Consider the following 23832-nt stretch of genomic DNA (forward strand, 5'->3'; position numbering starts at 1 on the left):
TTCATCCGCGGCTCATCGACGACGCGCTAGAACGGGATCAACACCGGCGAGAGACCGTCGGACCGACCCTTAATGGAGGTAGAGATGAAATTGCTGACCCCCACGCTTCTGGCCGCCACGGCACTGAGTTTCACCCTGCCGTCGATGGCCCAGGCCCAGAATTACCAGGATTGTGAATCCGAGCGCCAGGGACGGCAAGTCGCCGGCGCCATCATTGGTGGCCTGCTGGGCGCTGTGATCGGCAATGAACTCGCCGATGACAGCAATAACAACCGCCACAGCCGGGACAGCCATTGGGGCCGCGGACGCGGTGGGCATGGCAGTTGGGGTCGCGGTGGTCGCGGCCATCGCTACCAGCACCGCGATCGCGGCAATGCCGAGGAAGTCGGCACCATTGCCGGCCTGGGTGTCGGTGCCGTGATCGGCGCCGGCATCGCCGGTGGCGGCGACTGCAATACCCGCCGCCCGGTCAACCAGCGACCCTATTATGGCGACAAGCCGGGTGCACGCTATTCGGACGCCGGGTATGGCAATGATGGCTATTATGACGACCGCTACCAGGCGGATTACGGCGATAACAGCTATTATGAAGACGAGTATTACGCCAACAGCCAGGACTATGGCTCATCGGGCGAATTGCTCGGCGGCCGCGAGCGCGCCGAGCCGGCCCGCGTCTACAACGCCGCGTCCTATTCCACCAATAGTGCCACCGGCACCTGCCACTGGTCCCAGACGCGTCGCCTGGACGCCTACGGCCAGACCGTCACCGACCAGGTCTATATGTGCCAGGGCAGCGACGGTATCTGGCGCCCGGCCGACACATACGGTCAGTAGACCGCAAGAGAGCGATTCAGCCCTGAATGGAGCGGTTGGCGGCGATAAGGTATTCCTTATTGCCGTCGCCCCCGTCGATCGGACTGTCAATGATCGCGCCGACGGAAAACCCCTCAAGCCCTTCAAGGCCGGCCCGCACGGCAGCCACAGCGTCGTCGCGGGCTTGGACATCCTTTACCAGCCCGCCCTTGCCGATCAGCGCTTTGCCAACCTCGAACTGGGGTTTGATGAGAGCCATCAGAGTCGCGCTCGGTGCGCTCAGCGCCAGGGGTCGGGCGATCACCTTGAGCAGGGAAATGAAGCTGGCATCACAGACGACCAGCGAGGGCGGCTCGGAAAATGCCTCCGCCGCCAATGATCTGGCATCGGTCGCCTCCAGCGATGTGACCCGCCGGTCCGCCTGAAGCGAGGGGTGGAGCTGATCCCGCCCGACATCCACCGCATAGACGTGCCGCGCCCCGCGCGAGAGCAGGACCTCGGTAAACCCGCCGGTCGACGCCCCCACATCAAGGCAGACCCGATCCGCCGGATCCACGCCAAACGCATCCAGCCCCGCCACCAGTTTCAGCGCGGCCCGCGACACCCAGGGATGAGCTGCCTCGGCGACAATCTCGGCCCCGTCCGCGATTTTCTGCGACGGCTTCGTCACCGCCACGCCATTGGCCGACACCTTCCCCGCCGCAATCGCCGCCTGGGCCCGCGCCCGCGTGTCGAAATGACCGTGTTCGACGAGATAGAGGTCTGCACGCATGGGCGGGGTCCGGTTGGGGTTGGGTTTGTGGGTCAGGATAGCGCGAGGCGCGGTGCGGGAGCCATGGCGGTTTGCATCGGGGTTGGCGCGCCTGGCGCGCGGCCTTGCCTCTCCAAGGGAAAAGGGCCGGGGCGACGTCGAACGCCCAGCAGTCCCGCTTGGTGCCGCGCGCCGACGCTTCTGCGCGCCAGAGGGTGGCCGCAATCCGCGACATGTGCGGAAACGCCATGCCGCCTCTGTTAGCGCACCCGTCGCCAGACTGACCGGCAAGAGAGGCTGGCAGGGCCATCCGGACTCTCTCCGGCAGGTTTGCCATTCCCACCAATTGTGCTATCCGCTCGCCAACGGCTACAGCGCTGCCCGCGTCACGGGCCACGCGAATTCAACAGCCAGTTCCGAAATTACGCTGCTGCGGCAGCCTGGACCACGCGCCTGGAGCATCCATCGCCGGGATGCTGGCGCGAGCGAACGGATATTGTCATGCGACTCCCCACTCTTGACCCTGCGGTCTTCGACCAGTTCCGCCGGACCTGGCTTTTCAATCTGCGCGGTGACGTGCTCGCCGGCATCGTGGTGGCGCTGGCGCTGATACCGGAGGCGATCGCCTTTTCCATCATCGCCGGGGTCGATCCGCGGGTCGGGCTTTATGCCAGTTTCTCCATCGCGGTGATCATCGCCTTCACCGGGGGGCGTCCGGGCATGATCAGCGCCGCGACGGCGGCGACGGCGGTGCTGATGGTCACTCTGGTCCGCGAACACGGGCTGCAATACCTGCTCGCCGCGACCGTGGTCGCCGGCCTGCTGCAGATCGGCGCCGGTTTTCTCAAGCTGGGTGATCTGATGCGCTTTGTCTCGCGCTCGGTGATCACCGGCTTCGTCAATGCGTTGGCGATCCTGATTTTCATGGCGCAGCTGCCGGAGCTGACCAATGTCAGCGCCTTCACCTATGTGTTGGTCGGCGCCGGCCTGGTGATCATTTACGGCTTCCCCTACATCACCAAGGCCATCCCCTCGCCGCTGGTCTGTATCATCGTGCTGACCAGCCTGGCGCTCTTTTTCGGCTGGGACAATGTGCGCACGGTTGGTGACATGGGCGATCTGCCAACGACATTGCCGGTCTTCCTGATCCCGGACATCCCGTTCAATCTCGACACGTTGATGATCATCCTGCCCTACTCGGCCGCCGTGGCCGCCGTCGGCCTGCTGGAGTCATTGATGACAGCCCAGATCGTCGATGATCTCACCGACACGCCCAGCGACCGCAATCGCGAATGCATCGGTCAGGGCATCGCCAATTCCATCACCGGTTTCTTCGGTGGCATGGCCGGTTGCGCCATGATCGGCCAGTCGGTGATCAATGTGAAATCGGGTGGGCGCGGTCGCCTGTCAGCGCTGACCGCCGGCTCGGTGCTGTTGTTCATGATCCTGGTGCTTGGCGATCTGGTCGCGCAAATCCCGATGCCCGCCCTGGTGGCCATCATGATCATGGTCTCGATCGGGACCTTCTCCTGGAGCTCGATCCGTAATCTGCGCGATCATCCCAAGAGTTCCAGCTTCGTCATGGTCGCCACCGTGATCGGCGTCGTGGCGACGCATAATCTGGCGATTGGCGTGGGCGTCGGTGTCCTGCTCAGCGGGCTGTTCTTCGCCTGGCGGATATCACGCGCCTTTACTGTTACCAGCGCGTTGTCCGAGGGCGGGCGAACCCGTACCTATGTGGTCGATGGTCAACTCTTCTACGCCTCGTCCGAAGATTTCCTGCGTGCCTTCGATTTCAAGGATGCGGTCGATACCGTGATCATTGATCTCAGCCAGGCCCATGTCTGGGATCTCTCCAGCGTCGCGGCAGTCGACATGGCCGTGCTGAAGTTCCGGCGTGAGGGCGCCGAGGTGGAATTGCTCGGCATGAATGAGGCGAGCAAGACCCTGGTCGACCGACTGGGCATTCATGACACGCCCGGCGCGCTCGACAAGCTGATGGGCCATTAGGGGAGATTTCCATGACCAAACTCATCCTTCTCGTCGACGGCTCGATCTATGGCGAAAGCGTCTGCGATCATGCCGCCTGGGTGGCCTCGAAAATGGGGGCCGACATCGAGCTGTTGCACGTGCTCGGGCGCCGCGACACACAGAGCCTGCCGGCCAATCTCTCCGGCTCGCTGGGCCTGGGCGCCAAGCACGACCTGCTGGACAAGCTCGCCGCGCATGACGAAGAACGCGCCAAGCTGGCCAAGGAACGCGGCCACGCCATCCTTGACGCGGCAGCCGCCTATCTCGCCGACCACGGCGTACCCGAGGTGTCCCGCCGCTTGCGCCACGGCGATCTGGTCGAAGCGCTGCAACAGGTCGAGAGCGACGCCGATCTCATCCTGGTCGGCAAGCGCGGCGAGGCCGCCGATTTTGCCCCCGAGCATCTCGGTTCCAACCTGGAACGCATTGTCCGCGCTGCCCACAAGCCGGTCATGGTCGCATCAAGAAAGTTCGTCCCGGTCGAGCGGGCGCTGATTGCCTTCGACGGCGGTTCCAGTGCCCGCAAAGCCGTCACCCACATCGCCGACGGCCAGCTCTTCAAGGACATCCCGCTGCACCTGCTGACGGTCGGCAAGGACGACACCAACCGCATTGACGCCCTGGAAAGCGCCGCTGAAGACCTGCGCGCGGCCGGCCACACCGTCACCACCGCCATCCGCACCGGCGACCCGGACAAGGTGATCGTCGATTATGTCGAGGACGAAGCCATCTCGCTCCTGGTGATGGGCGCCTACGGCCATTCCCGCCTGCGCAATCTGGTGATCGGCTCGACCACCACCGACATGATCCGCAATTGCCACATCCCGGTGATGCTGTTCCGGTAGAGACGTGTGTCATCCTCGTTGGATGTCCGGCGAAAGCCGGACGCAGGACGGGTATGTCCCCTGGTTGACCTTGGACTTCAGGGGACCACCCGCCCCCGGCTGAAACGCCAAAGTGACCGCGGTCACAATATCGCTCATACTCGCACCATGACCGGATTGCGCGACCGCAAGAAACAGGCCCTCCGCCAGGCGATCTATGACGCCGGCCTCCAGCTTTTCGAGCGGGACGGCTATGACGCGGTCAGCGTGGCGATGATCACCCGTGAGCTGAAAATCGCCAAGGGCACTTTCTTCAATCATTTCCCGAACAAGGCCGACATTCTGGCGGAGTGGTACGAAACCACGATGATGGCCAGTCTCGCGGCTGCCCTGCCCGGCGGCCTGTCCCCAATCGAACGCCTCGTGGAACGGATCCACAGCGGTGGGGCCGAGGCCGCGAAAGCACCGGAATTGTGGCGCGCCAAGAATGCGGAAGCGACCCGGACCGCCTCGATCCAGGACGCCGAGTACAGGGTCGATACGGCGTTTCGGGCGTGCTTGCTGGACGAGATCCAGTCGGCAATGCAAGACCGGGTCTGGCGCAGCGATGTCGCGCCTGACGCCCTCGCTGACCTGGTCGCGGCCCTGGCGACGGGCACCTGGCGCGAAGTGATGATCGCCAACCGCGTCGCCGACGCGCGCAGCCTGCTCAATGCCCGCCTCGCGACCCTTCAGCAGTTGTGCAGGATTGTCAGCGAGCCACCGAAGCGCTAAAAGATGACCGCGGTCATTTTTTAGGAGTTCCCATGTCTCGCGCCCTGATTTCCATCGCCACCGCCCTGTGCCTGACGGCCTGCGCCTCGCCGGACCAGCCGGCTGAGCGGCAAGTGATCATGAGCGAAGGGGTCACCCTGCCGGTCGCCCGCGGTGTCTGGCTGTCTCAGGAGAGCGGCTGGATTCTCGAAATTGATGCAGACGGGATCACACGCTGGCAGGACACCCCGGCCGGCTGCTATCGCACGATGCAGGACGGCCCGACGCTGATGAGCCAGGTCGAGTACCGCTATTTCACCCCCATCAATGACCAGACCGCGCGCTTCGAATACCTGCCGAGCGATGGGCATGCCGTGTTCGAGCGACACGCCAGCCTGCCCGCCCATTGCGGCGCCGAGGACCTGACCTCACCGACTGCCGTGTTCGACACCTTTGTCGGTATTTTTACGCGCCACTACGCTGCTTTCGAGCGTCGCGGGGTCGATTGGGACGCCGCCGTCGAGGCTGCGCAGTCCCGTGTCAGCGATGAGATGGATGACGAATCCCTGTTCGATGTCCTGTCCGATCTGATCGAGCCGCTCGGCGACAGCCATACCAAGCTCATCGCCGAAATCGATGGCGAACGCCGCCGGGCCCAGTTCGGCCTCGGCGAGACCTTGCCCATGATCACGAGCGGTATGGGGGAAACGCCCTGGCTGATCGGTCTGATCGACCAGACGATGACGGATCTGCTCGACCCCGGCGCCCGCCATATCGGCAATGACCGGGTCATCATTGGCACGATCGATCAGCGCATTGGCTATATCCAGATTTTCACCATGGGCGGTTTCGTCGACACCGAAACCCCCGGCACGCCGGAATGGGCCGCAGCGGAACTGGCAGCGCTGGACGCGATGCTGGACGAGGCCCTGACCGCGTTTGCCGATCTGGATGCTGTCATCCTCGACCTGTCCAACAATCGCGGCGGTTATGACGCCGTCACCCGGGACATTGCCAGCCGCTTCACGGACGCCGCCTATGACGGCTACACCGTGCGCACCGACTGGGATGGAGACGCGCTCGCCAGCTACCGCATCGAGCCTCATGACGGGCCGCGCTTCACCGGTCCGACCTATGTGCTGACCAGTGATGTGACGGTCTCCGCCGGCGAGATCACCACGATGATGCTGCGCCAATTGCCCCATGTGACCCAGGCCGGCACCACCACGCGCGGCGCCTTCTCCACCCCGCTCGCCAAACCCCTCCCCAATGGCTGGTATCTGGAACTGGCCAACGAGATTTTCGCGGATGGGGATGGTGAGGTCCACGAAGCGCGCGGTCTGGAGCCGGAGATCGAGCTGAATGTTTACCCGGCCGACGATCCGGTGGGCGGGCATGCCGCGGCGGTACGGGCTCTGGCAGAGCTGCACTAGGCCGGCGGATTTCCGGATGAAGGCGCCTTCCCTCTCCCTTGGGAGAGGGTCAGGGTGAGGGGGACATCCCGGCGCCGGACAGCGCTTCCCCCTCATCCGGCCCTACGGGCCACCTTCTCCCCAAGGGAGAAGGACGCGATGCAACCGCCCCTAGCCCGCGATCAGCGCTGCAGCCACACGTTCCGCAGCCGCGTCATCCTTGCCCATGGCTTCCAGCGCCTTGGCGGCGATGTGGCGGGCGTTGAGGCCGGCGGTTTCGTACATGTCGAAAGGGGCTTCCTGGTCCTGGAAGATGTCCGGCAGGGTCATGGTGCGGACGCGCAGGCCGCGATCGAGCGCGCCCGTCTCGGCCAGCAGGTGCAGGACAAAGGCGCCGAAACCGCCGCGGGCGCCCTCTTCCACCGTGATCAGGACTTCATGCTCGCGCGCCAGACGCAGGACGAGGTCCTCGTCGAGCGGTTTGGCGAAGCGGGCATCGGCGACCGTGGTCGAGAAACCCTGGGCGGCGAGCGCATCGGCAGCCTTGAGGCTTTCCTCCAGGCGAGTGCCGAGCGAGAGAATGGCGATGCGCGAGCCTTCACGGACGATGCGGCCCTTGCCGATCTCCAGCGGCTCGATCACGTCCGGGATCTCGATGCCGGTGCCATTGCCACGCGGATAGCGGAAGGCGGAGGGGGTATCGTCGATCAGGGCTGCCGTCTTGACCATGCGCGACAGCTCGAGCTCGTCTGCGGCGGCCATGACCACCAGGCCCGGCAGGGCGCCGAGATAGCCGACATCGAAACTGCCGGCATGGGTCGCGCCGTCAGCGCCGACAAGGCCGGCGCGGTCGATGGCAAAGCGCACGGGCAGTTTCTGGATCGCCACATCATGGACGACCTGGTCATAACCGCGCTGCAGGAATGTGGAATAGAGCGCCGCAAACGGCTTCATCCCGTCGGCGGCGAGGCCGGCGGCGAAGGTGACGGCATGTTGTTCGGCGATGCCGACATCGAACATGCGATCGGGGAAGCGCTCGCCGAACAAATCCATGCCCGTGCCGCCCGGCATGGCGGCGGTGATACCGACAACACGGTCATCGGCCTCGGCCTCACGGATCAGCTGGCGGGCGAAGACCTTGGTATAGGAGGGCGCATCGGCCTTGGATTTTTGCTGCTCGCCGGTGATCACATTGAACTTGGCGACACCATGATACTTGTCCTCGGCGGCCTCAGCCGGGGCATAGCCCTTGCCCTTCTGGGTCACGACATGGATCAGGACCGGACCGGCATCCCCGTCGCGCACATTGCGCAGGACCGGGACGAGCTGGTCGAGATCATGGCCGTCGATCGGGCCGACATAGCGAAAGCCCATCTCCTCGAACAGCGTACCGCCCATGGCCATGCCGCGCATGTATTCCTCGGCCCGGCGCGCCGCTTCCTCGACGCGCAACGCCTTGGCGACGCCCTTGCCGAGCTTGCGGATGGAGCGATAGCTCTGCGAGGAGACCAGGCGGGCGAAATAATGGCTCATCGCGCCGACCGGCGGGGCGATGGACATGTCATTATCGTTGAGGATGACGATCAGGCGGCCACCGATATGGCCGGCATTATTCATCGCCTCATAGGCCATGCCCGCCGACATGGAGCCATCACCGATGACGGCGATCACATTGCGCTGCTCTTGCTTGATGTCGCGACCGACGGCAAAGCCGAGGGCGGCCGAGATCGAAGTCGAGGCATGAGCGGCGCCAAAGGGGTCGTATTCGCTTTCCGAGCGCTTGGTGAAGCCGGACAGGCCGCCCGGCTGGCGCAGGGTGCGGATCCGGTCGCGGCGACCGGTCAGTATCTTGTGCGGATAGCATTGATGGCCGACATCCCAGATCAGCGTGTCGGTCGGCGTGTCGAAAACATGGTGCAGGGCCGTGGTCAGCTCGACCACGCCGAGACCGGCGCCCAGATGACCACCGGTGACCGAGACCGCATCAATCGTCTCCGCGCGCACTTCGTCGGCCAGCGTCCTGAGCCGGTCGAGCGGCAGATTCTTGAGGTCTGCCGGCGAGTTGACGGTGTCGAGGATCGGGGTCTTCAGTGCCATGGGCATGTGGCCTTTCACGAGCGCCGCGCGAGGATGAAGTCGACGGCCTCTCTCAAAACATCTGCTCGCGCACCGAAAGGTTCAAGGTGTTCCTTGGCCTGTGCGGCCAAGTGCCGCGAACGGTCTTGCGCGCCTTCAACTCCCAGAATGGTGACGAAGGTGGCTTTTCCTTGACCGGCATCCTTGCCGACCGCCTTGCCCGCTTCGCCCGCATCGCCCGTGGCATCCAGGAGATCGTCGGTTATCTGATAGGCCAAGCCGAGATCATGGGCAAACCCTTCAAGCGCCCGGCGTACATGATCCTCGACATCCTTGAGAATGGTCGCGCTCTCGACCGCATAGGAGATCAAAGCGCCGGTCTTCATCCGGTGCATGCGGGTGACCACGGAAATGTCGAATTGCTCGGTCTCGGCACGGATATCGATCATCTGCCCGCCGACCATGCCATAGGGTCCCGAGGCGCGCGCAAGGCGCTCAACCAGGCGGGCACGCACACTGCCGCGCTGATGCGTATCGGGATGGGCGAGGATTTCAAAGGCGACCGATTGCAGACCATCACCGGCAAGGACCGCCGCCGCCTCGTCATAGGCCTTGTGCACCGTCGGGCGGCCCCGGCGCATATCGTCATCATCCATGCAGGGCAGATCGTCATGGATCAGCGAATAGGCGTGGATGCATTCCAGGGCGCAGGCAGCGCGCAGAACGCCGCGCTCCTCGGCATGAACGAGATGACCGGCCTCGATCGCCAGGAAAGGACGCAGACGCTTGCCCGGCCCGAGGGCGGCATAGCGCATGGCGGAATTGAGGTGGGCTTCGGGCCCTTCGGCACGCGGCAGCAGCGCATCGAGCGCGACCGTCACGCGGTCGGCATGCTCATTGAGTCGCTGTTCGAAATTGTCCATCGACCTGCCTGCTCCACTTTGCTGACAGCCCGGTTCGGCCGGGCGGCGAGCCTGTTCGTCTAATGCAATCGCGTACCGTCGGGCACAGCCTGATCCGGCGCCATCAGCACGATCTCTCCTGTGCCATCAGAAACGCCCAGTGTCAGCACTTCCGAGCGCATCGGCCCGATCTGGCGCGGCGGAAAATTCACGACCGCCAGAACCTGCCGTCCGATCAGGGCGTTCGGCGTATAATGGGCGGTGATCTGGGCCGAGGATTTCTTCTCGCCCAGCTCGCCGCCGAAATCGATCCACAGGCGGATGGCCGGCTTGCGGGCTTCGGGAAAGGGTTCGGCGCGCACGACCGTCCCGATACGGATATCCAGCTTGAGGAAATCCTCGATGGAGGCGAGTTCGGGCGCGTCGTCCGACATGCCTAGTCGAGCCCGGCCGGTTCCGTGGCCGGCTGACCATCCTCGCCGCGGACGATTTTCTCGACCTTCAGCTCGGCCGCCTGCAGCTTGCTGTCGCAATGCGCGCGCAGGGCCGCGCCGCGCTCGTAAATCTCGATCGAGCGCTCCAGTTCGACCTCGCCGGATTCTAGCTGGCGGACGATACCTTCCAGCTCGGCGAGGGCTTTTTCAAAGCTCAGGGTCGCAATGTCGGCATGCGGCTCGGACGCCATCCTGTCTCTCCGTCAACGGTCAGGGTCGGAATTCGTGGCCACCATAGGAAGCCCGGTCCGGCGCGGCAATCGCCCGTTCAGTCGGCGGGTCAGTTGCCGCGATACTCATAGCGACGCCAGGACCAGTAGCTGTCCCCGCCATCGCGGACACAGACCCAGCCGGAGGCCTTGAGATGCGGGCGCATCATGCGGTTGAACCAGCCATGAGCGCAGCAAACCACCGGGCCCGCCTCGGCGGCCGCGATCAGGCGCTCGACGGCACGCGCCGCGCGTTCATCGGCCTCGACCCGGCTTTCCCGACCGCGCGACTGACCCAGCCACCAGGTGCAGCGGGCGAACACACCCCAGGTCTTCGCCATGAATCGCCCCGGCCAGGGTGGTGGGGGCAGCTCGGCCTCGACTAAATCCTTGTCGATCACCAGCTCACGTCCTGGCGCAACGGCCTGGGCGGTCTCGATGGCACGGCGCAAGGTCGAGGCGAAAATCGTGTGTGCCTCGACGGCCTGGGCTTTCAGCGGCTCGGGCGCGACCTGGCCATCGACCAGCGGGGCCGGCTGGTAGATATTGTCCCACCAGTCCTCATAGCCGCGCCAATCCATCATCGCCTCGCGGTTCGCGAGCGGCTGGCCGTGTCGGGCAATGGTGATCGAGCCGGGCCGCTTGGGCGTGGCGGGGGTGATTTCGGTCATGCAGAGTCACGGTCACGCGCGGGGCGAAAGGCCTCAAGCCGGTGCGCCCCGACGCAGCCTGGCAGAAAACGGGTTCACGCCTCGGACAGCGCGCCGACAAAAGCCGCCGCCGATCGCCCCAGGGCCGGACAGTCGTAGCCACCCTCCAGCACGGAAACAAGCCGGTATTGGGCAAAATCGCGAGCAATCCCAGCCAGCTGCCTTGCCGCCCAGGCATAGTCATTGCTGCGCAGGCCCCAGCCGCCAACCGGATCATCCGCATGCGCATCGAATCCGGCCGAGACCAGGACCAGCTCCGGACGCACACGCTGCAGCGCCGGAACGAGCTGGGTTTCGAAGCGGGCCCGCCATTGCGCGCCCGTTGTATCCGCCGGCATTGGCATGTTGAGCACATTGCCGCCCAGGCCGGTTTCGCTTTCCGCGCCCGTGCCCGGATAGAGCGGCGCCTGGTGCAGTGAGGCAAAGAAAACATGCGGGTCGCGCTCGGCCAGGCATTGTGTGCCATTGCCGTGATGCACGTCGATATCGATGATCGCCACGCTCTTGAGGTCATGCACTTCCAGCGCATGCGTGGCCGCGATGGCAATCGTGTTGAAGAGGCAGAACCCCATCGCCCGATCGGGCTCGGCATGATGGCCTGGCGGCCGGGCCAGCACGAAACCGGCTCCGCCTTCCTCCGCCATGACGCGGTCAATCGCGGCCACGGCCGCTCCGGCGGCATTGAGCGCTGCCGCGGCCGAACGGTCGCAGACCAGTGTATCGGGATCCAGTGCCACCCACTCGCCGGCCTCCGCCTCCGCGCTGGCACTGAGCACGCGGTCGACATGGGCGGCGGTGTGAAAACGCGCGAGATCGGGCATGCCCGCGGGGCCGGAATTCTCGACCCAGTCACATCCGGGCAAGGCCATAAGAGCGGCACGCGTTGCCTCATAGCGCCCGGAATGTTCGGGATGGCCGGCCGGCACGGCGTGAAGGCGACTGGCCGGGCTGTCGAAGATGGTGGTTTTCATGACTGCCAGTGTGAGCGTTTCGGGCGCCGCTTTCCAGCCCGCCCGAAACGATATCCCCGGCGGATCAGGCGGTCATGCGCGCCGGCTCATGACGGACGACGGTCGGCAGCAACACGACTTCCGCCATGAACTGGCTGTAGTCGCACAAGATTTCCTCACCCGGATGGATATCCCGGCGGGCCTCGCCATTGCCGTCCGCGCGAAAGTCCAGATTGGGCTCACCGCAATGATTGAGGAAACGGGCATGATCGCCGTCCAGCAGATAGGCGCCCAGGCTGCGATCGAAATAGGCATAGCGCTGCATGTATTGACGGTAGACGGGCGGGCGCTCGGACAATTGCGCCTCGGTCAGAATGATGTCGACATCCGGATCAAGCACCCAGACCAGGGTCCCGGCCGGGATGAAATCGGACGCAAAAACGCCCAGCCCTTCCAGCGGGCTGGGGGCGAGATAGGTCTCCACGAGAAGCATGGATGGTCACTCCGGCCAGCCGCGTCGACGGCCGACGATGGATTGGCGCTCGCCGGGTCCAGCCCAGCCAGCGCAGAGTGCGACGCTCCAATGCTCATATTGGCGAATTTTCGAAAAGCGCAAGCGGGATTTTGAGGCCGGCGGCGAAAATCCGCGCGCGGTTGGTGGGCTCAGAAGCCGACGCTGGAGCCGGCCCGGATCCAGGCGAGCGCAAAACCGACCGCCACACCGGCAATCACCACCACGCTGATCCAGCCGCTTCCTGATCGTGTGCGCATGTCCCCGCCCCTCTCAGCTTGTCCGAGACACAGATCAGGCTAGCGGTGAATCGGATTCAGGCAACGGTTAAGTTGTGAGTGGCGGCAAGGGCTTATTCAGGGTGTGATGAACATCACACCCTGAATTTGCGGCGCAGGGACAGTCAGGCAAGCGCCGCGCGCCCCGCCTCGGGCGCCTTCGTGTTAATGCCCATGAAGAGCAACCAGAGCGCAGCAACCCACTCGAACAGCGCGCCCGGTATGAAGAAGAGCATGACGTGCTGTTCGAGCGCCGGAAAGAGCACGATGGACGCGGCCAGGAAACCGATCACGGTATAGGTCAGCATACCCCAGGCAGACAGCCAGCGTGGAATAAGGCGCGTGCGCAAGAAGAGCGAGAAGAACAGGACCCCGCCGACTGCCATCGGGATGAGCAGGAAATACAGGGCAGAGCCTGTCACGTCGCGCAGCAGCATCATCAGCGAGGCCCGCTCCTCGCCCGAGAAAGCCGGTGTCAGATCCGGATTCACGACGGCTGCGAAGGCGGCATATTTGAAGATGATGAAGGTGACGCCTAGTGCGCCCTCGATCAATCGGCAGAAGGCCGCGACCAGCGCTCCGCCCTCGCTCACCGACCGCAGGACAACATACATGGCGGCTGCCGAGATGCAGACAAAGACATAGAGCACCGACTCGGCGAGCAGCCCCGTGCGGAAGCCGAATTCGAGGCTCTGCGACGCGGCACTTCCGTCGACGAATGCGCTCAGCGGCGGCACGGACCCGAAGGTGATGTAGAGCCCGGCGAGCGTGTAGATGACATAGGACAGGCCGGCCAACCGGGCCATGCGGCGGGCGGACTCCTCGGTGTGATGAATGGCAGACATGGCGTTCTTGCCCCCGTCTTGAAAACAGTGATCCAGGCCGGTCATGACTGCCGGCGTGAGGAAACTGGGGACGTTTGACAGACCTGTCGTCCGGATGGGGCTATTCGGACACGCTCATGGGCTCTTTTTGCGAGTGTCTCCCGGTATCCGCAGGCGCCTGGCCTGGCGCCTCCCGGAAACGACTCGGCGGCAGGCCGACATGTTTCTTGAACGCGACATTGAAGGTTGAGCGGGAATTGAAGCCGACCTCGAGGCTGATCTCGAGTATGCCGAGGTCGGTTTGCGAGAGCAGGCGTTTCGCCGCTTCGGCCCGGTGACTGTTCACAAAGTCGAAGAAATTGACACCCAGGTGCTGAGACAGCGTCTCGGAGATGTGATTCTTGGTCACGCCCGTGATGTCGGACAGTTTGCGCAGCGAGAGATCATTCTCGGCATAGAGACCGTTCTTGCCCAGGGCATCGCGGAGCTTGGTCGCCGTGCGGCGCATCCGCTCTTCGGTGAGAATTGGGCGCCGGGGCGCGGTGTCCGGCTTTGGCGCTGGCTCGATGTGCAAGGAAGGCTGATTCAGTCCCAGGAAGGCAAAGGCCGCGATCGCCAGCATCTCGGTGAAGGCCAGGGCCGCGTTGAAGGCCGGGATCGACATCCCGGACAGCCAGAGCGCCTGCTTGATCGCAAAAAACAGCCAGGCCCCCGCGAAGACGATCAGGATGGTGCGAAGCCAGTCGAGGGATTGCCGCTCGATATTCGCCAGCTCCTGCATCATCTGGCGCCGGTGCCGCTTCTGCAGCCTGACAGCTGCGACGATGTAGACCGCGGTGAATGTGAGGAAAAGCAGAAGCGAGGCGGTGCAGGTAAAGAGTGCGATCCGGAAATGGTCGGGATTGCGTGTCGCCGGATCGACGAGTGCGAGCTTCTCTTCGGCGCTCAGCGCCGCGAAAGGCAGGCTGACAAGAATCACGAGGACCGGACCGACCATCGCCGTCCAGTCACGGCCGCCAAAGCAGGGCGCCTCGGGCGAGACCAGCGCCCGGGTATAGAAATAGACCGCCGGCCCCAGCGCCATCTTCAATGAGAGATCCAGACCCACCAGGTGCGGTGCGAAACGGAAGGCGCCCGACAGGATTAGCAATTGGCCGAGCGCATGCACGAGCAAGGCGAGCAGGACGAGGCTGAAAAACAGCACGCGGTCGCGGCGCGGGTCCGGCCTGGACAGCGCCATCGCCAGAGCAAAACCGATCGACCCGGCCGCAAGCGCATAGCTGATTGTCGAGAAGGTGTCGGACATCAGGTCCTGCTAACCCTCCGTCGCGACCGCGCCCGAAACACCGCCCTCAATGCCCAAGCGTGACATTCATGATCTTCACGCCGGGAGGCGCAGCGGGCTCTTCCGGGACGAAGAAATCCGGCAGGAGTTCGATCGACGGGTCGTAGGAATACTGGTCGAGATCGCGCTCGCCCTCTTCCCAGAGAAAGCTGTCATCAATGAGGAAATTGCCGGTGAAGTCGGCCGCCGGCTTGTTGAGGACCTTGTAGGCCGTATCGGCGAGGATTTCCGGTTTGCGGCAATTCTTCATCGCCTCGTCATTGGCCAGCACATTGGAGATGGCAGCTGTGGCGACGGCGGTGCGCGGCCAGATCGCATTGGCGCCGATCTTCCCCTTGAACTCCTCGCCCCAGCCCAGGATGCACAGACTCATCTGGTATTTCGCCGAGGTGTAGGCGACATGCGGCCCGAACCACATGCCGCGCATGTCGAGCGGCGGGGCGAGGGCAATGATGTGGGGGTTCTCGGCCTTCATCAGGTGCGGCAGGCATTTCTGGGTGGTCAGGAAGGTGCCGCGCCCATTGACCTGGTGCATCAGGTCGTAGCGCTTCATCGGCACGTCCGCAGTACCGCGCGGATAGATGGCGGACGCATTATTGATCACCGCATCGATCCCGCCAAAACGGTCAACCGCCGCAGCGACCGCCGCCTCGACCTGGGCCTCGTCTCGGATATCGCATTTGACCGCCAGCGCCTGCCCGCCAGCCGCCTCGATCGCAGCGGCAGCCGTGTGGATCGTGCCTTCCAGACGCGAATCCACCGTGTCCGACTTGGCGGCGATCACGATATTGGCGCCATCCCGGGCACAGCGCTCACCGATCGCCAGGCCAATGCCGCGCGACGCGCCGGTGATGAATATGGTTTTTCCCTTGAGGCTCATGCGGCTCTCCCCGATCCTGTTGTATCGGGGAGAGACTAGAGCGCCCCTACAGCCCGCGCCAGACCCGGCCGGTAGGACAATGCAGGCCCTGCTCACGGCGGCAACGCTCAAGCGTGAACAGAACCGTCTCGGCGCGGCCGACAACATTTTCCAGCGGTACGAAACCCGGACCGCCCGACGCTCGACTGTCACGCGACGCGTCACGATTATCGCCCATCACGAAGACGGTGCCCGGACGCACGGTGACCGGGCCGAAATCGTCGAGGTCATAATTATCGCCACGCTCATAGATCGGGTGCTCGCGATCCCCTGGCAGGATCTCGGTGTAATGGCTCACCGTCACGGCCGCACTGGAGCGATCCTCACGATAGGAGCGCACGTCTTCCAGCAGGCGCGGGGCGGCGTCGCCATTGATGTAGAGACGTCCTTCGCGAACCTCGATCACATCGCCTTCCACGCCCACCACACGCTTGATCAGATTGCGCGCGGGTGACTGGTTTTCGTCCCGGAAAACAACGACGTCGCCGCGACGGGGTTGCGACCAGCCGACACGTCCATTCCAGCTGTCCGGCAGGACATAGCCCAGTCCGAGCGGCAAGGAATGCACCGAGTAGCCATAGGCCCATTTCGACACCAGCACCCGGTCGCCGACTTCCAGCGATGGCTGCATGCTTTCAGACGGGATGTGAAAGGCGGCAAAACCAAAGGTCACCAGACCCAGCCAGACCGCGACCACACCGCCAATGAACCGGACGGTTTCCATAATTTCGTCGGCCGCACGGCCAGCAAGACGCTTCATCAAGGGACTCATTTCAGTTTTACAGCCGTTCCATAGGCGAGAATTTCCGCCGCACCTTCCATGACCGATGAGGTCGACAGGCGCAGCGTCACAATGGCGTCGGCACCCAGCGTTTCCGCATGCCTGGCCATGCGGTCAAGGGCCTGTTCGCGGGATTCGGACAGGAGATTGGTATATTCGGGCACTTCGCCGCCGACGAGGTTGCGCAGACCGGCGATGAAATCGCGCCCGAAAAAGCGGGCGCGAACCACATTGCCCCGCGCAATGCCGACCACGCTGTCAATCTCGCGGCCTGGCACGGTATCGGCCATCGTGACAATCAAACTCATTTCTCTTCCCCTTCCGGAACCGGCTAGTCCGAATAAGCCCGCCAATACATCAAGGCCAGCCCCAAAGCCGGGCACCCCGTCACTGCCAGCCACCAATAGCTCGCCGGATAGGGCAAGTGCCAATCCGCCAGCAATCCTGCCGCCAACAGGCCGAAATAGACCAGTCCACCGCCAATCAGCAGGACCGGTATCAGGATATCGAGTATTCTGGCTAACACGGGCTGAACAGGTCCTGACCGGTTGTGTTACTGTCTTCGATACGTCGAAACGCGCGCACAACCAAGCAGCCCACCTGTCCATGACGGTATTTTAAGCTGCCTGCGTGGCCGCAAGGCCGCAGGGGATCAAGCGCCGACCTGTCCCGCTTGGAGGCGTGCTTCGCTTCAGCCATCCTGGGCATGAAGGAGAATTGCCAGATGTCAGACACAATTTTCGAGCCCGGCTCCAGCCGATCTGCAGACCGCGATGACAAGCTGTTCGCGGGGCTCAATTATGTGCTTTTCCTGATCGGCAACATCATTGGCATTTCAAGCCTGCTGGCCGTGATCATCGCCTATGCCAGGCGGGACCAGGCGCCACACTGGCTGCAATCTCACTATACCTTCCAGATCAAGTCCTTCTGGACGGCGGTGGTAGGCATTCTCGCCTGTACGCTGATGATCATGACCGTGATCCTGCTGCCCTTCGGCTTCATCGGCCTGGCCCTGATCTGGCTGTGGATGCTGGTCCGCGGCGTGGTCGGCCTGATCCGCTTGCTCGACGGACGCGGTCACCCGGATGCGGACGCGATGTGGGTCTGAAGCGCGGCTGACGACCTCGGGCGGGTTCGACACCAACACCATGATCAATCAGCCGCGCAGGCGCGTTCAGCCCTTAGCAGGCTGCGACGCTCCCGCATGCGGGGGCAGCAAGTCTTCCAGGAAAAAGGCCGACAATTCGCTGCGGCCAGACAGCTCGGCCTTGGCGTAGACCGAACGGGCCTGCTCGCGGGCCGTACGCTCGGTGGTGCCGCGGACCTCGGCAATCTCCTTGTGACTGAGCCCCTTGAGCAGAAGGAAGCCGATCTCGGCCTCGGCCTCGGTAAAGCGCCAGTTGTCGAACTGGCTGCGAATGGCGGCGCTCAATCCTTGCAACAGGGATTGATGCTGGTGGCGCCAGCGCTCGGCGTCGCCACGGGCTCGAGCCAGATCGGTGGTCACGCGACCGAAGCGGCGAAGCATGGTGACCATGCCGATCAGCGCGGCAATCAGCACGCTGCCTTCCAGACCAATGTGGAAAGCTCCGACACCGTCCCGGCTGTCGAGCAGGAGATCGAGCCCGATCAGGACAGCAATCAGTGCGAATATCGCGGCTGACACCATGCGAGCCAGTTTCTGTCCTGCGTCATCCGACATCAAAATGCCTCCAGCACCAAATTTCGACAAACCTGTCGTTTGACGCATGGCGCCTGCGCCGCGTTTGGCCGATCAGATCCATCACAGATTTGATGAGGTTCAACTATGACCGCCACGCCAAGACAAGCAGAAACCGTCCGCGTCTGGGACCCGATCGTGCGCATCGGCCACTGGGTGATCGTAATCGGCTTTTTCACCGCCTATCTCAGCGGTGACGAGCTACCCGGCATCCATACCTGGGCGGGCTATGTCGTCGCCGGGACGGTCCTGGTGCGCGTGATCTGGGGCCTGGTGGGCACCCGCCATGCCCGCTTCTCCTCCTTTGTCACCGGCCCGCGCGGTTTTTTCCGCTACATCAAGGGCCTGTTCGCAAAGAAGGCCGACCGTCACCTCGGGCACAACCCGGCCGGCGCCGCGATGATCATCGCGCTGCTGATCGCGCTGACCGGAACCACGGTTTCCGGGATGGCCCTGCTAGCGGCGGAAGAGGGTCGCGGCCCGTTGACCGGCATGATCGCTTCGCAGGACAGCGGCGCCACCGCGCAGGCGGGCATTTCGGGCGGAGACGAGGCCTTTGGCGACCGCGATGAACATCGCGGGGACGGGTATGAGGAGGACGATGATGACACCCATGACGGCGGATCAGGCGAGACGCTGGAAAACCTCCACTCGGCCTTCACCTATCTCACGCTCGCCCTCGTCGCCCTGCACATTCTCGGCGTCATCGCATCGAGCCTGATGCATCGCGAGAATCTGGTGCGGGCCATGATCACAGGTCGCAAGCGCAAGTCCGACTGATCCGCCTGCGGATTCGTCGCCGCCACCGGTTCTCTGCGCAGCCCGATGCGGGAAGCGCTGCGCCGCTAAACGCCGAAACCGACCTCGTCGATCATGTCGGCGCCCATGGTGATGTCGTCGACGCGGGAATGGCCGAGGGTGAGGACGGCTTCGGCGTAGAAATTGGCCAGGGCGATGCGCTGGGCGGCGAAGGCCGGATCCCCGACATTCTCTTTCTGGCGGCGACGCGCAGCGACAGCGCCGACACACAAGAGCCATCCGCCAACCGTCTCCCCGGCGAGGGTCAGGAAAGGTGTGGCCCCGGCCAGACGGTCCTTCATGTCCGCCTCGGCCAGCCAGTCGGCGGCCTCCTGGAGGGCTTCCAGACTGTCACGCAGGCGCTCGCCGAGCGGCGGCAGATCGGGGTGAGACGAGGTCAGGCAACTCTCAATGGTCTGGTCGATATCGGCATAGAGTTCGTCAAAGGCTGCGCCATCCGCCATGGAGAGCTTGCGTCCGACCAGATCGATGGCCTGGATCGCATTCGTGCCTTCATAAATCGGCGTGATGCGGGCATCGCGCAGATGCTGGGCGGCACCGGTTTCCTCGATATAGCCCATCCCGCCATGAACCTGGATATTGGCCGAGGCGACCTCGACCCCGATATCGGTGGACCAGGCCTTGGCGATCGGGGTGAGCAATTCCTCGCGCCGCTTGGCCGCGGCCTTTTCCTCGGCGTCGTCGGAGAAATGGGCGAGATCCGCAGAGACGGCACAGGAGATGCAGACAGCCCGCGAGGCGGCGATCTTGGCCTTCATCAGCGACAGGGTCCGCTTGATATCAGGATGATGGATGATGGCGTGCGGGGCCGGCCCCTCGGCGTCGATGGCCTTGCCCTGCTTGCGGTCTGCGGCGTAGGCGACAGCCTGCTGGTAGGCGCGTTCGGCAATGCCGACGCCCTGGACGCCGACATTGAGACGGGCCGAATTCATCATTGTGAACATGCAGCGCATGCCGGCATTTTCCTCGCCGATCAGCCAGCCGGTCGCACCGGCATATTCCATCGTGCAGGTCGGCGAACCGTGTATGCCCAGCTTGTGCTCCAGACCGATCGGTTTGAGCGAATTGGCCGAGCCATCAGGCAGGATTTTGGGCACGATGAAGAGCGAGATGCCCTTGGTGCCCTCGGGCGAGCCCGGTGTCCGGGCCAGAACGAGATGGATAATGTTCTCGGCGCAGTCATGATCACCCCAGGTGATGTAGATCTTCTGGCCGGAGACCGCCCAGCTGCCGTCCGGATTGGGCTCGGCCTTGGTGCGCAGGGCCCCGACATCGGAGCCGGCCGACGGCTCGGTCAGATTCATCGTGCCCGACCATTCACCGGTGATCAGCTTGGGCAGATACATCGCCTTCTGCTCATCCGTGCCATGCGCAATCAGCGCCTCGATGGCGCCATAGGTCAGCATCGGGCCGAGCCCGAAGGCGAGATTGGCGCCCTGGATCATTTCCAGCACGGCGACGCCAAGCGCCCGCGGCAAGCCCATACCGCCATGCTCGGCCTCGAATTGCAGACCCTGCCAGCCGCCCTCGACGAATTGCGCATAGGCGTCCTTGAAGCCGGTCGGCGTGGTCACCGTGTCATTGGCCAGCTGGCAATGCTCGGCATCGCCGACCTTGTTGAGCGGCGCCAGCACGCCTTCAGCCAGCTTTGCCGCTTCGTCCAGGATGGCGCCGGTCAGGTCGGAGGAGAAATCGGGGAAGGCGCCGGTTGCCTTCAGCCCTTCCACGGCCGCCACTTCTTCCAGCGTGAAACGCATTTCGTCGACGGGCGCGCGATAGGACATGACCAACCTCCTTATGGATCGCCTTGATGGCATTTCCTGTGGGCCGCAACATAGCTCCAACCTCCCATGAAGCGAATCCGGAAACAGTGTTTTGTCCATCCCGGCGCAAGGTGTGGCTTTCACGCGACGGCGGTTCACCCCATATCTGGGTGAGATGACAATCCTGCTCCGCCTCTTCGCCCTTGCCGGCTGCCTGTCCCTGGGTGCCTGCCTGACGCCGACCACCGACCCCGAGCGACTGCCAGCAGGCGAGTGGGCGCTGGATACCGCGCATGCCAGCGTGACCTGGCAAGTCCGCCATATGGGACTGAGCTGGTACACGGGCCGCTTCGACGGGATTGAGGCGAGTCTCGATTTTGACCCGTCACGACCGGAGGCCGCGCGGCTGACCGCGTCGATCAACCCCGCCTCCATCTCCACCGGTGACGCGGATTTCGACAGCGAGCTCGCCGAGGATTGGCTAAATGCCGGTCGTCACCCGCAAATCCTGTTCGCGAGCACGGCCATCCGGGTCACCGGCGAAACGACGGGCGAGATCACTGGCGATCTCACACTCAATGGCGTCACGGCACCGGTCACGCTGGACGTCACCTTCCATGGCGGGCTGACCAATCCGCTGGAAGGCCGGCCGGCCATCGGGTTCAGCGCCACCAGTGAGCTCGATCGCGACCTGTTCAATATCGGCAATTTGCCACACAGCATTGTCGGCCCGACTGTGCGTATCCTGATCGAGAGTGAATTCCTGAGGGAGGGAGACTGAGATGTCGGACTCAAAGCGTTACACGGGCGTCGCCATCGCCTTGCACTGGATTCTCGCCGTACTTCTGGTCGGGATGGTCTTCTACGCCTGGAATATGGAAGACCTCCGCGACGCGCTCTTCGCCGGCGGTGATGTCACCATCGGCGAGGTCCAGTTCGCCTATAACATGCACAAGACGACCGGCCTCCTGATCCTGGTCCTCTCCCTCGCCCGCCTCGCCTGGCGCCTGACCCATCCGGTCCCGGCCCTGCCCGCGGGCATGGCCGGCTGGGAGCGCTTTGCCGCGACGGCCACACATTGGGCCTTCTACGCCATCATGATCGGCATGCCGCTGGGGGGCCTCGTCGCCGCCTCCGCTGCCGAGCCACCCACCCTTCTCTTCAACAATCCCGATCTTGTCCTGCCCAAGCTCCCGGTTCCGCAGACCGAAGGCTTCGCGGACATCACGGCCAGCGTGCACGGTGCCGGTGGCTGGGCCATTCTCGGCCTGCTCGGCCTGCATGTTGCGGCCGCCCTTAAGCACCAGTTCATCAACAAGGATGGATTGATCGGCCGCATGATCCCCGTCCTGAAAGGATAATCTGCCATGTTGCGTACCGCCCTCCTCGCCCTCGCCGGTTCTGCCGCGCTCAGCCTGCCGGCGTCTGCCCAGGACTGGACCGTCGATCATGACGCGTCCAGCCTCGGCTTCGAGACGACCGTCTCCGGCGGGGCGGTGAGCGGCGCGTTCGAGACCTGGACCGCCACCATCACCCTCGACCCGGACAATCTGGACGCGGCGCGGATCGAGGCCAGCGTGAGCACGGCCAGCGGCGCGACCGGCAATCGCCAGATGGATGACAGCATGCTGTCCAATGCCGGTCTCAACCCGACCGATTACGAGACCGCGCGCTTTGTCTCCGAGGATGTCCGCGCCACCGAGACCGGCTATGAGGCCCATGGCGTCATGACCATGCGGGGTGTCGAGCAGGAAATGGTCATGCCCTTCACGCTCGAGATCAGCGACGGCCGCGCGATCGCAGACAGCCGCTTCACCATCGCCCGCGCCGATTTCGGTGTCGGCGGGTCGAGCTGGGGTTCGGCCGCGGCCGAAGTCACGCTCGTCATCCATGTCGAAGCGGATGCCGCAGAATAACTTGCCAGCGGCGCTTGCATGAATACCCCACCCGGGGCTAGCTCATCGCCATGAGCGCATCCGTCACATCTGCCCCGATCAAACCGGCCAGCGACCCGGCCGTGATCGAAGAGGCCGCCGCCATCCTCAAGGCCGGCGGTCTCGTGGCCATGCCGACGGAGACCGTCTATGGCCTGGCGGCAGACGCCGGCAATGCTGACGCCGTCGCCCGCCTCTATGCCGCCAAGGGACGTCCGCGCTTCAACCCGCTGATCGCCCATGTCTCCGGTCCGAACATGGCCTGGCGCCTGGCCGGCTGGCCGGACATGGCGGACCAGCTGGCCGAAAGCTTCTGGCCGGGTCCGTTGACCCTGGTCCTGCCCAAGCGCCCCGACGCTCCGATCGCGGATATCGCCAATGCCGGGCTCGACTCCATTGCCTTGCGCGCGCCGCGCCATGCGGCCGCCCAGGCGCTGATCCGTGCCTTTGACGGCCCGCTGGTCGCGCCCAGTGCCAACCCGTCCGGCGCCATCAGCCCGACAACGGCAGCCCATGTCGCAGAAGGCCTGGGCGAGCGGATCGACCTCATCCTGGATGGCGGTGCCTGTCCGGTCGGGCTGGAATCCTCCGTCATCGCCCTGCTGGGCGGTACGCCGACCCTGTTGCGCCCGGGTGGTCTGGCCCGTCGGCAGATTGAAGCGATTACCGGTCGCCTGGCCGAGCCGGGCTCAAGCGAAACCCTGCTCGCGCCGGGCATGATGAAAAGCCACTACGCCCCCAAGGCCGCCATGCGTCTGAATGCGACCGATGCCAAAGGCGGCGAGGTCTTGCTCGGTTTCGGCGCCATTGCCGGCGATCTCAACCTGTCTGCCAGCGGCGATCTCGCGGAAGCGGCGACCGGCCTGTTTGCGGCCTTGCGGGCGCTGGATGCCAAGGGTGCGTCCCGGATTGCGGTTGCGCCCATCCCCAATGAGGGTTTGGGTGAAGCGATCAATGACCGCCTGCAGCGCGCCGCCGCCCCCAAAGACGATCTGATCTGACCTGACCTCGAA

Annotated in this window: 27 protein-coding genes; 11 read left to right on the forward strand and 16 right to left on the reverse strand. The window is 64.2% G+C overall.

Annotation, left to right across the window (positions count from 1 at the left end; all coding sequences use genetic code 11):
• The first annotated feature begins 84 nt into the window (after positions 1-84).
• Positions 85-834, forward strand: a complete 750-nt coding sequence (locus Q0X62_RS11185) for a hypothetical protein (RefSeq protein WP_297735546.1) — start codon at positions 85-87, stop codon at positions 832-834.
• A 16-nt stretch (positions 835-850) separates the two neighbouring features.
• On the opposite strand, the gene Q0X62_RS11190 is transcribed toward Q0X62_RS11185, so the two are convergent.
• On the reverse strand, positions 851-1585 hold the full coding sequence (locus Q0X62_RS11190) for a TlyA family RNA methyltransferase (RefSeq protein ID WP_297735549.1): 735 nt from the start codon (positions 1583-1585) through the stop codon (positions 851-853).
• Positions 1586-2065: 480 nt separating this feature from the next.
• On the opposite strand from Q0X62_RS11190, the gene Q0X62_RS11195 reads away from it, so the two are divergent.
• The 4 genes from Q0X62_RS11195 (at position 2066) to Q0X62_RS11210 (ending at position 6605) form a co-directional block, all read left to right on the forward strand.
• Positions 2066-3574, forward strand: a complete 1509-nt coding sequence (locus Q0X62_RS11195; RefSeq protein WP_297735552.1) for a SulP family inorganic anion transporter — start codon at positions 2066-2068, stop codon at positions 3572-3574.
• An 11-nt stretch (positions 3575-3585) separates the two neighbouring features.
• The gene (locus Q0X62_RS11200) at positions 3586-4440 is read left to right on the forward strand and encodes a universal stress protein (protein WP_297735555.1); all 855 of its coding nucleotides are present in this window, start codon (positions 3586-3588) and stop codon (positions 4438-4440) included.
• A 147-nt stretch (positions 4441-4587) separates the two neighbouring features.
• Complete coding sequence (locus Q0X62_RS11205) at positions 4588-5193, forward strand: TetR/AcrR family transcriptional regulator (RefSeq protein ID WP_297735558.1); 606 nt, start codon at positions 4588-4590, stop codon at positions 5191-5193.
• Positions 5194-5225: 32 nt separating this feature from the next.
• Positions 5226-6605, forward strand: a complete 1380-nt coding sequence (locus Q0X62_RS11210; RefSeq protein WP_297735561.1) for a S41 family peptidase — start codon at positions 5226-5228, stop codon at positions 6603-6605.
• Between the two features lie 150 nt (positions 6606-6755).
• Here Q0X62_RS11210 and dxs read toward each other — a convergent pair whose 3' ends face one another.
• The 13 genes from dxs to Q0X62_RS11275 form a co-directional block, all read right to left on the reverse strand.
• Entirely contained in the window at positions 6756-8681 is a 1926-nt protein-coding gene (gene dxs, locus Q0X62_RS11215; protein ID WP_297735564.1) for a 1-deoxy-D-xylulose-5-phosphate synthase, read from the reverse strand.
• 14 nt (positions 8682-8695) lie between these two features.
• Complete coding sequence (locus tag Q0X62_RS11220; protein ID WP_297735567.1) at positions 8696-9583, reverse strand: polyprenyl synthetase family protein; 888 nt, start codon at positions 9581-9583, stop codon at positions 8696-8698.
• 59 nt (positions 9584-9642) lie between these two features.
• On the reverse strand, positions 9643-9996 hold the full coding sequence (locus tag Q0X62_RS11225; protein WP_297735570.1) for a tRNA-binding protein: 354 nt from the start codon (positions 9994-9996) through the stop codon (positions 9643-9645).
• Between the two features lie 2 nt (positions 9997-9998).
• The gene (locus Q0X62_RS11230; RefSeq protein ID WP_295696369.1) at positions 9999-10247 is read right to left on the reverse strand and encodes an exodeoxyribonuclease VII small subunit; all 249 of its coding nucleotides are present in this window, start codon (positions 10245-10247) and stop codon (positions 9999-10001) included.
• An 89-nt stretch (positions 10248-10336) separates the two neighbouring features.
• Positions 10337-10936 carry a histidine phosphatase family protein gene (locus Q0X62_RS11235; RefSeq protein ID WP_297735573.1) on the reverse strand — a complete coding sequence of 200 codons (600 nt, stop codon included), beginning with the start codon at positions 10934-10936 and terminating at the stop codon, positions 10337-10339.
• 74 nt (positions 10937-11010) lie between these two features.
• Entirely contained in the window at positions 11011-11946 is a 936-nt protein-coding gene (locus Q0X62_RS11240) for a histone deacetylase family protein (RefSeq protein WP_297735576.1), read from the reverse strand.
• A 64-nt stretch (positions 11947-12010) separates the two neighbouring features.
• A complete protein-coding gene (locus tag Q0X62_RS11245; RefSeq protein WP_297735579.1) occupies positions 12011-12418 on the reverse strand; it encodes an SET domain-containing protein in 408 nt (135 codons plus the stop codon).
• A 421-nt stretch (positions 12419-12839) separates the two neighbouring features.
• A complete protein-coding gene (locus Q0X62_RS11250) occupies positions 12840-13559 on the reverse strand; it encodes a DUF4386 domain-containing protein (RefSeq protein ID WP_297735582.1) in 720 nt (239 codons plus the stop codon).
• A 100-nt stretch (positions 13560-13659) separates the two neighbouring features.
• Positions 13660-14844 carry a helix-turn-helix transcriptional regulator gene (locus Q0X62_RS11255; protein WP_297735585.1) on the reverse strand — a complete coding sequence of 395 codons (1185 nt, stop codon included), beginning with the start codon at positions 14842-14844 and terminating at the stop codon, positions 13660-13662.
• A gap of 46 nt (positions 14845-14890) precedes the next feature.
• Complete coding sequence (locus tag Q0X62_RS11260; protein WP_297735588.1) at positions 14891-15763, reverse strand: NAD(P)-dependent oxidoreductase; 873 nt, start codon at positions 15761-15763, stop codon at positions 14891-14893.
• A gap of 46 nt (positions 15764-15809) precedes the next feature.
• Positions 15810-16562 carry a signal peptidase I gene (gene lepB / locus Q0X62_RS11265; protein WP_297735591.1) on the reverse strand — a complete coding sequence of 251 codons (753 nt, stop codon included), beginning with the start codon at positions 16560-16562 and terminating at the stop codon, positions 15810-15812.
• 8 nt (positions 16563-16570) lie between these two features.
• Complete coding sequence (locus Q0X62_RS11270) at positions 16571-16891, reverse strand: YbjQ family protein (RefSeq protein ID WP_297735595.1); 321 nt, start codon at positions 16889-16891, stop codon at positions 16571-16573.
• A gap of 23 nt (positions 16892-16914) precedes the next feature.
• Positions 16915-17109 carry a hypothetical protein gene (locus Q0X62_RS11275; protein WP_297735598.1) on the reverse strand — a complete coding sequence of 65 codons (195 nt, stop codon included), beginning with the start codon at positions 17107-17109 and terminating at the stop codon, positions 16915-16917.
• A gap of 198 nt (positions 17110-17307) precedes the next feature.
• On the opposite strand from Q0X62_RS11275, the gene Q0X62_RS11280 reads away from it, so the two are divergent.
• Positions 17308-17691 (forward strand): hypothetical protein, encoded by a 384-nt coding sequence (locus tag Q0X62_RS11280; RefSeq protein WP_297735602.1) that lies wholly within the window; start codon positions 17308-17310, stop codon positions 17689-17691.
• A gap of 66 nt (positions 17692-17757) precedes the next feature.
• Here Q0X62_RS11280 and Q0X62_RS11285 read toward each other — a convergent pair whose 3' ends face one another.
• Positions 17758-18285, reverse strand: coding sequence for a hypothetical protein (locus Q0X62_RS11285; protein ID WP_297735605.1), 528 nt, complete (start codon positions 18283-18285; stop codon positions 17758-17760).
• A 105-nt stretch (positions 18286-18390) separates the two neighbouring features.
• Here Q0X62_RS11285 and Q0X62_RS11290 point away from each other — a divergent pair, with 105 nt between their 5' ends.
• Complete coding sequence (locus Q0X62_RS11290) at positions 18391-19083, forward strand: cytochrome b/b6 domain-containing protein (protein ID WP_297735608.1); 693 nt, start codon at positions 18391-18393, stop codon at positions 19081-19083.
• Positions 19084-19148: 65 nt separating this feature from the next.
• Here the strand turns inward: Q0X62_RS11290 and Q0X62_RS11295 are convergent, their stop codons facing one another.
• Positions 19149-20906: an acyl-CoA dehydrogenase gene (locus Q0X62_RS11295; protein ID WP_297735611.1), complete on the reverse strand. Its 1758-nt coding sequence runs from the start codon at positions 20904-20906 to the stop codon at positions 19149-19151.
• A gap of 154 nt (positions 20907-21060) precedes the next feature.
• Here Q0X62_RS11295 and Q0X62_RS11300 point away from each other — a divergent pair, with 154 nt between their 5' ends.
• From Q0X62_RS11300 to Q0X62_RS11315, 4 genes are read left to right on the forward strand one after another with little or no spacing between them, the layout of a single operon-like run.
• Positions 21061-21666 carry a YceI family protein gene (locus tag Q0X62_RS11300; RefSeq protein WP_297735614.1) on the forward strand — a complete coding sequence of 202 codons (606 nt, stop codon included), beginning with the start codon at positions 21061-21063 and terminating at the stop codon, positions 21664-21666.
• A gap of 1 nt (position 21667) precedes the next feature.
• A complete protein-coding gene (locus Q0X62_RS11305) occupies positions 21668-22246 on the forward strand; it encodes a cytochrome b (protein WP_297735617.1) in 579 nt (192 codons plus the stop codon).
• A gap of 6 nt (positions 22247-22252) precedes the next feature.
• Positions 22253-22801, forward strand: a complete 549-nt coding sequence (locus Q0X62_RS11310) for a YceI family protein (protein WP_297735620.1) — start codon at positions 22253-22255, stop codon at positions 22799-22801.
• Between the two features lie 50 nt (positions 22802-22851).
• Positions 22852-23820 (forward strand): L-threonylcarbamoyladenylate synthase, encoded by a 969-nt coding sequence (locus Q0X62_RS11315; RefSeq protein ID WP_297735622.1) that lies wholly within the window; start codon positions 22852-22854, stop codon positions 23818-23820.
• Positions 23821-23832 lie beyond the last annotated feature (12 nt).

Origin of the sequence: uncultured Maricaulis sp., from assembly GCF_947259345.1 — a bacterium.
Lineage (GTDB): Bacteria > Pseudomonadota > Alphaproteobacteria > Caulobacterales > Maricaulaceae > Maricaulis.